This is a genomic window from Streptomyces sp. ISL-11 (genome assembly GCF_018614525.1).
Lineage (GTDB): Bacteria > Actinomycetota > Actinomycetes > Streptomycetales > Streptomycetaceae > Streptomyces.
In genome coordinates, this window is sequence record NZ_JAGGOL010000068.1 from 1 (window position 1) to 12852 (window position 12852).

Here is a 12852-nt window from a genome sequence, read left to right on the forward strand (position 1 = left end):
AGGCATGGCGCCGGGCGCCGGCGCCCGGCCTTCGGCCGGGGCCGGCCTGCTGCGCGCAGCGCGCGGCGCGCCCGCCACGCCCGGTTACGCCTCCGTCGGCTGGCGGACGTTCGTGTGGACCCAGTCGACGATGGACGTCGTCGTCGCGCCCGGTGTGAAGATCGCCGCGACGCCCAGCTCCTTGAGCGGAGCGATGTCCGCCTCGGGGATGATGCCGCCGCCGAAGACCTTGATGTCCTCCGCGTCGCGCTCCCGAAGGAGTTCGATCACCTTGGCGAAGAGCGTGTTGTGCGCGCCGGAGAGGATGGACAGGCCGATCGCGTCGGCGTCCTCCTGGATCGCGGTGTCGACGATCTGCTCCGGGGTCTGGTGGAGGCCGGTGTAGATGACCTCCATACCGGCGTCGCGCAGCGCACGTGCGATGACCTTCGCCCCGCGGTCGTGGCCGTCGAGCCCCGGCTTGGCCACCACTACGCGGATCGGACCGGTCACTCCCATCACTGCCTCCATGTACGACTGCCGGTAACCGGCCGCGAGGTTCCCCGTGCCCCAGGGCCCAGGGATGTGAACGAACGTTATCCCCAGCATCCCGCAACCGGCCGTTTCGCGGTGGAGAGCGAGGGGGAAATCACACGTGGGACAACACGTTCGCTACGCACCGCCCCGCACTGCCGCGTCTCACGGCCCGTACGGCCACTCACGTTGCCGGGACGGGCGGGTCGGCGGGCGGTGCGAGGGCAAGCCGCGGCGCACAGCGGCCCGGCTGTCCGCGAGTGCGCACGGGGGACAGAGCCGCCTTCTGTGTGCCGTTCGGGAGGTCGGCCATGGTGGCCCTGCGCTTTCTCACGATCCTCTCCACCCTGCTGCGCCCCTCGGCCGCCCTCGCGCGGTCCACGGTGCTGGAGCTGGCGATCCTCACCGGTCATGTGCTCCTCTATCCGACCGGCCTGACCCAGGAGCGCCGCCCGCCGTCCCCGCCCGTCCCCCCATCCGGCCCAACCGACACGCCCGGGCTCACGACAAAGGCAACAAAAGTGGGCGAACACCCCCCTGTTCTCCTGCTCCACGGCTTCATCGACAACCGCTCCGTCTTCGTCCTGCTGCGCCGCTCGCTGCGCCGGAACGGCTGGCGGCAGGTCGAGTCCCTCAACTACTCCCCGCTCACCTGCGACGTCCGCACCGCCGCCGAACTGCTCGGCCGGCACGTGGAGGACTTCTGCGCACGCACCGGCAGCCGGCGCGTCGACGTGGTGGGACACAGCCTCGGCGGACTGATCGCCCGCTACTACGTCCAGCGCCTCGGCGGCGACGCCCGCGTCCGCACGCTGGTCACGCTCGGCACCCCGCACGGCGGCACCCGTGTCGCCCCCCTGATGTCGGCACATCCGCTGGTCCGGCAGATGCGGCCGGGTTCGGAAGTCATCCGGGAACTGGCCGCGCCCGCCCCGAATTGCGGGACGCATTTCATCGGCTTCTGGAGCGATCTGGACCAATTGATGGTGCCCGTGGAGACCGCGCGTATCGACCATCCGGACCTGATCGCCCGCAATGTGCGGGTGACGGGCGTGGGCCATCTCGCGCTGCCCGTCCACTGGGCGGTGGCGACGGGCATCCGCCAGGCCCTGACCACGGAGGAACCGGCGGCCGACGCCTCGGGAACGGCCTCCGTCGCCTGACCGTTTCTCCACAGCAACCGCACCGCCGAAGGCGGCCCGCCGCCCGTCGGCCGCTCGACAAAAACCGAACAAACTTCGAACGTCAAATCGGTTTCCCGGGGTTCAGTCCACCGAAAGGCGGCTAAATGCCCGGGCCGCCCCCGCTTGAAACGTGACGAAGATTGTCGCCATCCCGAACCGCCGGGTACAGTCGCCGCTAATTCTCCTGCTCCCGAGGCGAAAGAGAAGTGGTGGTGAACGACCGTCACCCGTCGGCGGGCTCCGGCCCGACCGGTCCCGCTCAGGACGTCTCCTACGGGCACTACACGTCGTACGAGCAGCAGAGCGCGCCGTACGGCTACACCGGGCACGACGGTCACGCGACCGGCGAGTGGTCTGCCGGCAATCAGTGGGACACCTCCACAGGCCAGTGGGACACCACCGGGCAATGGGACACCAGCGGCCAGTGGGACACCGGTCAGTGGGATACCACCGGCCAGGCCCAGACCGGCCAGACCCAGACCTGGGACACCAGCGCGTACAGCACCGGGCAGTGGGACACCACCGCCGCGTCCCAGCCTTCGGGCCAGTGGGACACCGGCGGCTGGGACACCTCCGGCGCGACCGGCCCGTACGACACCTCGGGCCACTCGGGCCAGTGGGACACCGGCGCCCACGCCCAGAGCTGGGACACCGGCGGCAGCCAGTACCCGTCCTGGGACACCTCGGGTCAGTGGGACGTCAGCACCCAGCAGACGCAGACCTGGGACACCAGCGCGTACGCGGCCATGGAGGAGAGCCGACCCGAGGCGCAGCACACCCCGACACTGATGGTCGACCTCTCCGGCGTCGACCTGAACTCCGCCCCGGCTCCGGCCGTGCCCGGCGCCCGGGCCGTCGCGGACGCCGAGACCCGCACCATGTCGGTGATCGAGGAGCCGGAGTCCGCCGCCCTGGACGACGCGCCGCTCACGCCGGCCGGCCAGGACACCCCGGGCCCGGCCCGTAGCCGCCGCAAGGGCGCCACCGCCCGTACCGGCTACCGCCCGCGCCGCAAGGCGCTGTTGACCGTCGCCGTTCCCTCGGTCGCCGTCATGGGCGTCGCCGGGATCGCCGCCGCGTCCGTGTCGGCCGGTGGCGACAGCGACACCAAGGCGCCGCAGGCCGCCGCCGCCCCGGACACCTCGGCCGTGCCGGCGCAGGCCAACAGCAAGCTGGACACCCAGCTCGCGAGCCTCAGCCACGGCGCCGACGACTTCGCCAGCCGCGCCAACCGCACCCAGGAGCGCATCGACCTCAAGGCGCGGCAGGAGGAGGAGAAGAAGAAGAAGGCGGAGGAAGCGGCCCGCAAGGAGGCCGAGCGACCGAAGTACTCGCTTCCCGTCAACCAGCACGGCCTCAGCGCCTATTACGGGCAGGCGGGCGTCAACTGGATGTCGGTGCACACCGGCATCGACTTCCCCGTGCAGTACGGCACCCCGGTCATGGCCGCGACCGACGGCACGGTCCGCACGCAGTACAACGTCGCCTACGGCAACATGGCCATAGTGACGTCGCCCGACGGCACGGAGACCTGGTACTGCCACCTCAGCAGCACCAAGCTGCGCTCCGGCCAGGTCAAGGCCGGTGACGTCATCGCCTACTCCGGCAACTCGGGCAACTCCACCGGACCGCACCTGCACTTCGAGGTACGGCCCGGCGGCTCGGCCGTCGACCCGCTGCCGTGGCTGCGCGGCCACGACCTCGACCCGACGTGAGCGGCGCCCGCCGCTGAGCGGTTAGAGCTTCTCCACCGGCGCGTACCGCAGGAGGAGCCGCTTCGGCTTCTCCTCACCGAAGTCGACCGTGGCCTCGGCGTTGTCACCGCTGCCCTTGACGCCGACGACCGTACCCAGCCCGAACGAGTCGTGGGTGACGCGGTCACCGATGGTGAGCGCCACCACGGGCCGGTCCTTGGCCCGCCGCGTCGCGAAGCCGCTGGGCCCCGACTTGCCCCCGCCCAGGCCGCCCGAGCGCGAGGACGGGAAGGACGACGACACCGCGCCCATCGACGCGGACGGCGTCGCGGGGCCGGTGCGGCGCCACTGCACGTACTTCTCGGGGATCTCCTCCAGGAAGCGCGACGGCGGGTTGTAGGCGGGCTGGCCCCAGGCGCTGCGCATGCTCGACCGGGTCAGATACAGCCGCTCGCGGGCACGGGTGATGCCCACATAGGCCAGCCGCCGCTCCTCCTCCAGCTCCTTGGTCTGGCCGAGGGCGCGCATGTGCGGGAAGACGCCGTCCTCCATGCCGGTGAGGAAGACGACGGGGAACTCCAGGCCCTTGGCGGTGTGCAGGGTCATCAGCGTGATGACGCCACTGCCCTCGGTGTCCTCGTCCGGGATCTGGTCGGAGTCGGCGACCAGGGCGACCTTCTCGAGGAACTCCGCGAGCGTGCCCTGGTCCTCCCCTTCCCGCTCCTGCTCGAACTCCAGGGCCACGGCGGCCAGCTCCTGGAGGTTCTCGATGCGGGTCTCGTCCTGCGGGTCGGTGGACGCCTGGAGCTCGGCGAGATAGCCGGTCCGCTCCAGGACCGCCTCGAGCACGGTGGCGGGCCCGGCGCCGGACTCGACGACGGTGCGCAGCTCCTCCATCAGGACGTTGAAGCGCTTGACGGCGTTGGCCGAGCGGGCCGCCATGCCGTACGCCTCGTCCACGCGCCGCAGGGCCTGGGGGAAGCTGACCTTCTCGCGCAGCGACAGCGCGTCGATCATGGCTTCGGCGCGGTCGCCGATGCCGCGCTTGGGGACGTTGAGGATGCGCCGCAGCGGCACGGTGTCCTCGGGGTTGGCGAGGACCCGCAGGTAGGCCAGGACGTCACGGACCTCCTTGCGCTCGTAGAAGCGCACGCCGCCGACGACCTTGTAGGGCAGGCCGACGCGGATGAAGATCTCTTCGAAGACACGCGACTGGGCGTTGGTGCGGTAGAAGATGGCGACGTCGCCGGCCTTGGCGTCACCGGCGTCGGTGAGCCGGTCGATCTCGTCGGCGACGAACTGCGCCTCGTCGTGCTCGGTGTCGGCGACATAGCCGGTGATGGACGCGCCCTCGCCGGCCTGGGTCCAGAGGTTCTTCGCGCGGCGGTTCTGGTTGCGCTCGATGACCGCGTTGGCGGCGGAGAGGATCGTCTGCGTGGAGCGGTAGTTCTGCTCCAGCAGGATCGTCGTGGCCTGCGGGTAGTCCTCCTCGAACTGGAGGATGTTGCGGATCGTCGCACCGCGGAAGGCGTAGATCGACTGGTCGGCGTCGCCCACGACGCACAGCTCGGCCGGGCCGAGGTCCGGGATGTTCTCCGCCGTGCCGACGAGCTCGCGCACCAGGGTGTACTGCGCGTGGTTGGTGTCCTGATACTCGTCGACCAGCACGTGCCGGAAGCGCCGGCGGTAGTGCTCGGCGACGTCCGGGAACGCCTGGAGCAGGTGGACCGTGGTCATGATGATGTCGTCGAAGTCGAGGGCGTTGGCCTCGCGCAGCCGCGACTGGTACATCACATAGGCCTGGGCGAGCGTCTTCTCGAATCCGTCGGCCGCCTGCGACGAGAAGTCCTCCTCGTCGATCAGCTCGTTCTTCAGGTTGGAGATCTTGGCGCTGAAGGACTTCGGCGGGAACTTCTTCGGGTCGAGGTCCAGGTCCCGGCAGACCAGCGCCATGAGCCGCTTGGAGTCGGCGGCGTCGTAGATCGAGAAGGACGAGGTGAAGCCCAGCTTCTTGCTCTCGCGGCGCAGGATCCGCACGCACGCGCTGTGGAAGGTCATCACCCACATGGCGTGGGCGCGCGGGCCGACGAGCTCCTCGACGCGCTCCTTCATCTCGCCCGCGGCCTTGTTCGTGAACGTGATCGCGAGGATCTGGCCGGGGTGGACATGGCGCGCGCCCAGCAGGTGGGCGATGCGGTGGGTCAGCACGCGCGTCTTGCCCGAGCCCGCGCCGGCGACGATCAGCAGCGGCGAACCGGTGTGCACCACGGCGGCGCGCTGCTGGTCGTTCATCCCCTCCAGCAGGGCGGCGGGGTCGATGGCAGGCCGGACCGCCCCGTCGCGGTAGTACGCCTCACGGGGCACGGGCGCGTCGAAGGCGCCCCCGAAGAGGTCGTCCGGCACCGGCTCCGGTGCCGCGTGCTCCGGGGGCGGCGGGTGCTCCTCGTCCGCAGGGCCGAGATCCGCCAGGAAGCTGTCGTCAAAGAGGCTGCTCATCGCCTCCCGAGTCTAGGCCGCCGCACTGACAGCCGGTCCCGCTTCCCCGAACAGCCTTCGAATGAGGCGGGCGTCACTCCCGTACGGAGCGCCACTCCCGTACGAAGCGTCGCTCCCGTACGAAGCGGGTGGGGGCTATGTGCCGGTCACGTCCACAGCACGGCGACGAAGATGTTCGCCGCGGTCAGCGCGCCGACCGTGCCGAAGGCGGCCGCCTCGACCTTCTCGTCGTCCCGCTTCACGTAGACGAGCCCGAGGATGACGATCAGGAGCGCCAGCTTCACGCCGATCTTGAGCGTGTTGACGGTGTTGCCGTCGGCCTGGTTGAGGCCGACCAGCGCCACGCCGGTGACCAGCATGGTGAGCGCGCCGTGCAGCATCGCCGGGACCATGCGCGCCTCGCCCTTGCCCATGGCCTTCATCTGGGTCATGAAGCCGCCGAGCAGGGCGGCGATGCCGACGATGTGGAGGCCGACGACGGCGTGAATCAGTACGTCCATGAGGACCGACCCTAGCCGGGGCCATAGCAGCTGCCGGAGGCGAGGTGGGGCTCAATCGCCACATCGGTCACGCAGCGGGTTTATGAATCCATCCCTGCCCGGGCAGCCCTGTCACTCTCTGTCGCGGTGCAGCCGATTCAGGGCATTACCGGTCATGTGTGTTCTCGGGCGTGACCGCCCGGTTTACCGTCCCTCTCCAGACGGCGGCCCGCGCTCTCCCCCTTCGCCGGCGGGCCGCCGCCCACCACCCCGCCCACGGGACAGTGACCCTGCGTGACCCTGCGTGTCCGGTACGACCCGCAGGTGTGGAAGGAAGTGACGGCCGACGTGGCATCGCATCGAAAGCCCAAGCAGCACCCGCTCGCCAGCAGCACCGTGCGGACAGCGGCCACGCTCGCCCTGGCGGGCGTGGCCGGCACGACCGCTCTGGAGGGCACCGGGCACGCCGCGCCCCTGCCGGACCCGGCGCAGCTGAGGGCCCGCGTCGACCGGTCCTATCAGGAGGCCGAGGTGGCCACCGAGCGTTACAACGGTGCCAAGGAGAAGGCCGACCGCGCCGAGGCCGCGCTCGACGGGCTCCAGGACGAAGCGGCCCGCAGGACCGAGCGGCTCAACGCGGCCCGCGATGCCCTCGGCTCCCTCGCCAGCGCGCAGTACCGCGCCGGGGCCGTCCCCGAGAGCGTCCGCCTGCTGCTGTCCTCCTCCCCCGGCCAGTTCCTGGAACGGGCCTCCCTGACCGACCGTGCCGGCGACCGGAAGGCCGTCGTCGTCGCGCGGTTCCAGCGCGAGCTGCGGGAGGTGCGGCAGGTGCGGACGACCGCTGCCGGGCGGCTCGCCGAGCTCAGGAGCGAGCAGGACACCCTCGCCCGGAACAAGCGGACGGCTGCGGCGAAGCTGACGGAGGCCAGGGCGCTGCTGGAACGGCTGCCCTCGCGGGAACGCGCGGCGGTCGAGCGCGGTGACGCGGCGGACCCCGCGACGGGCGCCGGGCGGGCCACCGCGCTCCGGGCCGACCGCCCGGCCTCGCGCGACGCCGTCCAGGCACCCACGGGCCGGGCCGCGCAGGCCGTGGCCTTCGCCTATTCGGCGCTCGGCAAGCCGTACGTCTGGGGGGCCACCGGCCCCTCGGGGTTCGACTGCTCGGGGCTGACCCAGGCGGCCTGGCAGGCGGCGGGCGTCTCCCTGCCGCGCACGACGTACACCCAGATCAACGCGGGCCGGCGGGTGTCCCGGGGGCAGCTGGCCCCGGGAGACCTGGTGTTCTTCTACTCCGGCGTCAGCCATGTCGGCCTCTACGTCGGTGGCGGGCAGATGATCCACGCCCCGCACCCGGGGGCACCGGTGCGGCTCGCGCCGGTCGACGAGATGCCGTTCGCCGGTGCGGCGAGGCCGGCATGAACGGCGCGGGCGCTGGCGGTGTCATGCGCACCACCGCTGCGCGGCGGTGTCCTCAAGCGCCGGACGGGCTTGATTCGGCTGAGCCCAGCCACATCAAGCCCGTCCGGCGCCCGCCGCCGCAGGCGGCAAAGACGGCCCGCAGCCAAAGACCCGCCGGACACGGCTAGCGCTTGACCTGCTTGGTCAGCCAGCGGAAGACGTCCGGGACCTGGCGCTTCCACACGGCCGTGCCGTGGCCACCCGCGCCCGCCGGGATCATGGTCACCTGGACGGTCGTCGGGGGCTTGGCCGACTGCTTGATGGCGAGGCCGCCCTGGTAGCCGTCGCCCTCGGCGCCGGAGAGGAACAGCGCCACGCGCGGCGGCGTCTTGGCGCGCTGGAGCAGCTTCCAGGGGTTGTGCTCGTCGCGCAGCTCGGGCGTCTTGGCCGTCAGGGACGAGGGCTCGCCGATGGGGTCGTTGTAGCCGGAGAGGCTGACGCCGGCGCGGTAGCGGTCGGGGTGGGCGATGGCGAGCTTGGTGGCGCAGTGGGCGCCCGCCGAGTAGCCGGCGACGGCCCAGCCGTCGGGCTCGCTCTCGGCCCGGAAGTTGTCGACGACCATCTTGCGGACGTCGACGCTCAGCCACGAGTCGGCGTTGGCCTTGCCGGTGATGTTGGCGCAGCCGGTGTCGACGTCGCCCAGGAGCGTGGTGCGGGGCGCCACCACGATGAAGGGCGCGACCTCGCCCTTCTCCATGAGCGGCTTGAGCTGGGTGTTGACCTCCAGCGTGCCGAACCACGCCTTGGCCGAGCCGGGGAAGCCGGGGAGCACCTCCACCACCGGGAACTTCTTGTCCTTGTACGCCGGGTCGTCGTACTGCGGCGGCAGCCAGACGTAGACCTCACCCTCGACACCGGATATGCGGCCCTTGAGCTGGGTCTCCTTGACCCCGGGGCCCATGCGTTTGTCGGACGCCGGCTTGAACTTCTGGAGGGTCTTCGGCTCCGTGTCGGCGTTCTTGCCGCCGGTGCCGTCCGGCCCGAGGTCGGCGGCCACCTTGACGTGGTCACCGGTGCCCAGCAGGTCGTCCCAGTTGTCGAAGAGCCCGTTGGAGTTGTTGACGATCACGAAGACCATCGTGATCGCGGTGGCCTGGGCGAAGAGCAGCATGAACAGCCGCGTCGCATGGCGTACGAGCCCGGGGCCGCCGATCCTGCCCCACAGCGCCAGCGGCAGCGCGAGGGCCACCACGACCAGCGCGATCGTGGTGAGGAAGAAGGGCGTCCCCGTCAGGCTCATCGGGCTCTCGTTTCGGGTCTCGGGCCCGGTGGCGGGCCTGGGCCCTGCGTGAGTGAGAGCCTCTCGTCCGTTTAGATGGGCTGGGGGCCGCGGAGGTTCCAGCCGGTCGACGGACCAGTGGTCGGATCAGTGGTCGGACCACTGATCGGTCCGGGCGTCAGACCAGCCGTCGGGCCGTCGCCCAGCGGGTCAGTTCATGGCGGTTGGAGAGCTGGAGCTTGCGCAGGACCGCGGAGACATGGGACTCCACCGTCTTCACCGAGATGAACAGCTGCTTGGCGATCTCCTTGTAGGCGTAGCCGCGGGCGATCAGGCGCAGCACCTCGCGCTCGCGCTGGGTGAGGCGGTCGAGGTCCTCGTCGACGGGCGGGGCGTCGGTGGAGGCGAAGGCGTCGAGGACGAAGCCGGCCAGGCGCGGGGAGAAGACGGCGTCGCCGTCCTTGACCCGGAAGACGGCGTCGACGAGGTCCGTGCCCGTGATGGTCTTGGTGACATAGCCGCGGGCGCCGCCGCGGATGACGCCGATGACGTCCTCGGCGGCGTCGGAGACCGACAGGGCGAGGAAGCGCACCGGGCGCTCAGGGTCGGCCATCAGGGGCGCGCAGCGGCGCAGCACCTCCACCCCGCCGCCGCCGGGCAGGTGGACGTCCAGCAGGACGACCTCGGGGCGGGTGGCCGTGATGACGGTGACCGCCTGGTCCACGTCGGCGGCCTCGCCGACGACCTCGACGCCCGTACGGTCGGTGGCGCCGATCTCCGCCTGCACACCGGTGCGGAACATCCGGTGGTCGTCCACCAGCACGACGCGTGCGTGGCGCTCCGTCGTCTCTTCGGTCGTCATGACGCCCTCTCCGCCCTCTCCATTTCCAGCTCCACTTCGGTTCCCCCACCGGGCACGGAGCGCAGTCTCGCCGTGCCGCCGTTGCGCTGCATCCTGCCGATGATGGATTCGCGGACGCCCATCCGGTCGTCCGGCACCGCGTCCAGGTCGAAGCCCGGGCCCCGGTCGCGTACGGAGAGAAAGACCGTGCGCCCCTCGACCTCGGCGAAGACCTGGACGGCGCCGCCCTCGCCACCGTACTTGGCGGCGTTGACCATGGCTTCACGGGCGGCCTGCATCTGTGCGGTCAGTTTCTCGTCCAGGGGGCAGTCGCCGACGACCACGACCTCGATGGGCACGCCGTGGTGGTCCTCGACCTCGGCCGCGGTGGCCTTGACCGCCTCGGCGAGCGTGGTGGGTTCCTCGGCCTCGTCCTTGCCGCGGCCCTCGGGGCGGTAGAGCCAGGCGCGCAGTTCGCGTTCCTGGGCGCGGGCGAGGCGGGCGACCTCGCGGGGGTCCTCGGCGTTGCGCTGGATCAGGGTGAGCGTGTGCAGGACGGAGTCGTGGACGTGGGCGGCGACCTCGGCCCGCTCCTGGGCCCGGATGCGCATGGTGCGCTCGGCGGAGAGGTCCTGGGTCATCCGCACCAGCGAGGGGCCCGCCAGCAGCGCTATGCCGACGAGGACGGCCAGCGACGCCTGGAGGACCGTGCCGAGGTGCTCCGCCGACCCCTGGAGGACGACGATGCCGGTGACGCCGAGGCCGGCCAGGGCGACGCCCGCCGCGCCGCGGGCGAGCGGCAGGACGCGCTTGCGGCGGCTGACCTCCATCCAGTGCGCACGGCGGGCGTTGTCCGCCTGGCGCCAGACGAGGGCGACGCCGGCGCCGACGAGCAGCAGCGGCCAGATGTAGGCGTTGGCGCGGCCGAGGTGGAGGTTGTCGACGAAGATGGCGGCGCCGATGACGAGCGCGACGAGGGCGAAGACCTGACCGCGGTCGGGCTTGCGGGCGAACAGCCGCCGCCTGCCGTCGGGATGGGTCTCGGCGGCAGGCGGCCGCGGCGCGTCGACCCCGCCGACGCCGAGCGGCACCACGAACCAGAACACCGCGTACAGCACCGCGCCCATGCCCTGGGCCAGCAGCAGCGCCAGGAAGACGATGCGGACCCAGGAGACCGGCACGCCCAGGTGGCCGGCGAGGCCGCGCGCGACGCCGCCCAGCATCCGGCCCTCGGCGCTGCGGTAGAGCTTGCGCAGCGGGGGGCCGTCGGCGTGCTGCGTAAGGGACGGGACGGTCATGCACTGATCGTCACATGCGCGCGGGTGCGGTGGCATCAGGGTTGGCCCCTGACGGGACCCCTAGTGCGCGTCGGGCCGGAAGCCGTCGCGGACCACTCCGAAGACGGGGCTGTACTTGTCCCAGTCGGCCTTCGGCGCCGAGACGTAGATCGCGTACTCCTTCTCGCCCGGCCGGCCGAATCCGAGGTCGGCGGCCCGGAACTCGCGCGCCCGGCCCTGCCACGTGAACTCCCAGATCGCGGCCGGCTCCCCGCGGTACTCCGTGTCCTCCATGCGCAGCTGCTTGTAGCCGGGCAGCTTGCCCTCCTTGAGGGACTTCTCCTCGTCGTTCTTCCAGTGCTGGAGCGGATCGCTGCTCGCGAGCTCCAGGACGGAGACCCGCAGGCCGACCAGTCCGCTCGGGTCGGCGTAGACGATCTCATCGCTGTCGGTTGCCTTCGTGCGCTTCCAGCCATCCGGTACGGGGAAGGAGACCGACACGCCGCGCTTCTCCTCTCTCACGAGGTGGTAGCCCTTGGGCGGCGGCTTGATGACGGAGGGCGAGGGCGTCTGCTCGTCCGATTCCGCTGGGGACGGCCCGGTGTCCTTGGCGGGCTCGGTCGCGGCAGCGTCGTCGTCACCGGAGTCGTCGTCGCTGTCGCTGTCGCCGAGGAAGAGGTACGCGCCGCCCGCGAGGCCCGCGAGGAGGACGACGGCCACGGCGATCCACAGGGGTGCGCGGCTGCGGCGGCTCTCGGTGGTTTCGGCCCGGGGCGTGGCCTCGGGTTTCTCCCTGGTGGTGGATTCCCTCGGTATGGATTCGGCAGCCGGTGCCGGTGCGGTACGCGGCTCCGGCACGCTCATGTACGCCGTCTCCGACTCGGCGGCGGGCTCCCGCAGGATCTGCTCGGCGAGCTCGGCGGGCGGCCGCAGGTCGGGTTCCTTGGCGAGCAGCGTCTCGATCAGCCTGGCCAGCGCCCCGGCCCGGCGCGGCGGCTCCAGGGGGTCCATGGCGATCGAGTACGCCGTCTCGACCGCGGTGTCCTTGCGGAACGGCGGCCGGCCCTCCACGGCCTGGTACAGCGTCGCGCCGAGGGCCCACAGGTCGGAGGCGGGACCGGGCTTGCCGCCCTTGACCCGCTCGGGCGCGATGTAGTCGATCGAACCGACCATCTCGCCCGTCTTGGTGAGCGTCGAGGTGCCGGACGCCTGGGCGATGCCGAAGTCGGTGAGGACGACCCGCCCGTCGTCGCCGAGCAGGACGTTGCCGGGCTTGACGTCGCGGTGCAGCACCCCGGCGGCGTGGGCGGCGCGCAGGGCCGCGATCATGCCGCGGCCGATCCTGGCGGCCTCCTCGGGGCTGACGGGGCCGTGCTTGAGGATGTCGCCGAGCGTCGTGGAGGGCACGTACTCCATGACGATGCAGGGCAGGCCGTGGTCGTCGACCACGTCGTGGACGACGACGACGTTGGGGTGGTTGATGCGGGCGGCGCTGCGGGCCTCGCGGCGGGTGCGCTCGTAGAGGGTGGCGAGCTCGTCTTCCTCCAGGTAGGCGGAGACGTGCAACTGCTTGAGGGCCACCTGACGGCCCAGCAACTCGTCCTCCGAGCGCCACACGGTGCCCATGCCGCCGCGGCCTATCCGTTCGAGGAGCCGATAGCGCCCGGCGACCAGCCGACCGTGGTCCGGTC

General features: G+C 71.5%; 10 protein-coding genes. 3 read left to right on the top strand and 7 right to left on the bottom strand.

The features are described 5' to 3' along the window. Positions 1–84: 84 nt before the first annotated feature. Positions 85–498 (bottom strand): cobalamin B12-binding domain-containing protein, encoded by a 414-nt coding sequence (locus J7E86_RS15005; RefSeq protein ID WP_215082168.1) that lies wholly within the window; start codon positions 496–498, stop codon positions 85–87. A 326-nt stretch (positions 499–824) separates the two neighbouring features. Here J7E86_RS15005 and J7E86_RS15010 point away from each other — a divergent pair, with 326 nt between their 5' ends. Continuing rightward, complete coding sequence (locus J7E86_RS15010) at positions 825–1676, top strand: alpha/beta fold hydrolase (protein ID WP_215082169.1); 852 nt, start codon at positions 825–827, stop codon at positions 1674–1676. 233 nt (positions 1677–1909) lie between these two features. Beyond that, positions 1910–3412 (top strand): M23 family metallopeptidase, encoded by a 1503-nt coding sequence (locus tag J7E86_RS31885; protein WP_215082170.1) that lies wholly within the window; start codon positions 1910–1912, stop codon positions 3410–3412. A gap of 21 nt (positions 3413–3433) precedes the next feature. Here J7E86_RS31885 and pcrA read toward each other — a convergent pair whose 3' ends face one another. Beyond that, on the bottom strand, positions 3434–5887 hold the full coding sequence (gene pcrA / locus J7E86_RS15020) for a DNA helicase PcrA (protein WP_215082171.1): 2454 nt from the start codon (positions 5885–5887) through the stop codon (positions 3434–3436). 146 nt (positions 5888–6033) lie between these two features. Next, entirely contained in the window at positions 6034–6387 is a 354-nt protein-coding gene (locus tag J7E86_RS15025) for a hypothetical protein (RefSeq protein ID WP_215082172.1), read from the bottom strand. Positions 6388–6714: 327 nt separating this feature from the next. On the opposite strand from J7E86_RS15025, the gene J7E86_RS15030 reads away from it, so the two are divergent. Continuing rightward, complete coding sequence (locus J7E86_RS15030; RefSeq protein ID WP_215082211.1) at positions 6715–7785, top strand: C40 family peptidase; 1071 nt, start codon at positions 6715–6717, stop codon at positions 7783–7785. Between the two features lie 163 nt (positions 7786–7948). Here J7E86_RS15030 and J7E86_RS15035 read toward each other — a convergent pair whose 3' ends face one another. The 4 genes from J7E86_RS15035 to J7E86_RS15050 all read right to left on the bottom strand — a co-directional run bounded on the left by J7E86_RS15035 (position 7949) and on the right by J7E86_RS15050 (position 12787). Then, positions 7949–9064 (bottom strand): esterase family protein, encoded by a 1116-nt coding sequence (locus tag J7E86_RS15035; RefSeq protein ID WP_215082173.1) that lies wholly within the window; start codon positions 9062–9064, stop codon positions 7949–7951. 157 nt (positions 9065–9221) lie between these two features. Then, positions 9222–9905 carry a response regulator transcription factor gene (locus J7E86_RS15040; protein ID WP_215082174.1) on the bottom strand — a complete coding sequence of 228 codons (684 nt, stop codon included), beginning with the start codon at positions 9903–9905 and terminating at the stop codon, positions 9222–9224. Then, entirely contained in the window at positions 9902–11182 is a 1281-nt protein-coding gene (locus J7E86_RS15045) for an ATP-binding protein (protein ID WP_251019164.1), read from the bottom strand. Before J7E86_RS15045 ends, J7E86_RS15040 begins: the two co-directional genes overlap by 4 nt. 60 nt (positions 11183–11242) lie before the next feature. Then, entirely contained in the window at positions 11243–12787 is a 1545-nt protein-coding gene (locus J7E86_RS15050) for a serine/threonine-protein kinase (protein ID WP_215082212.1), read from the bottom strand. Positions 12788–12852: the final 65 nt, after the last annotated feature.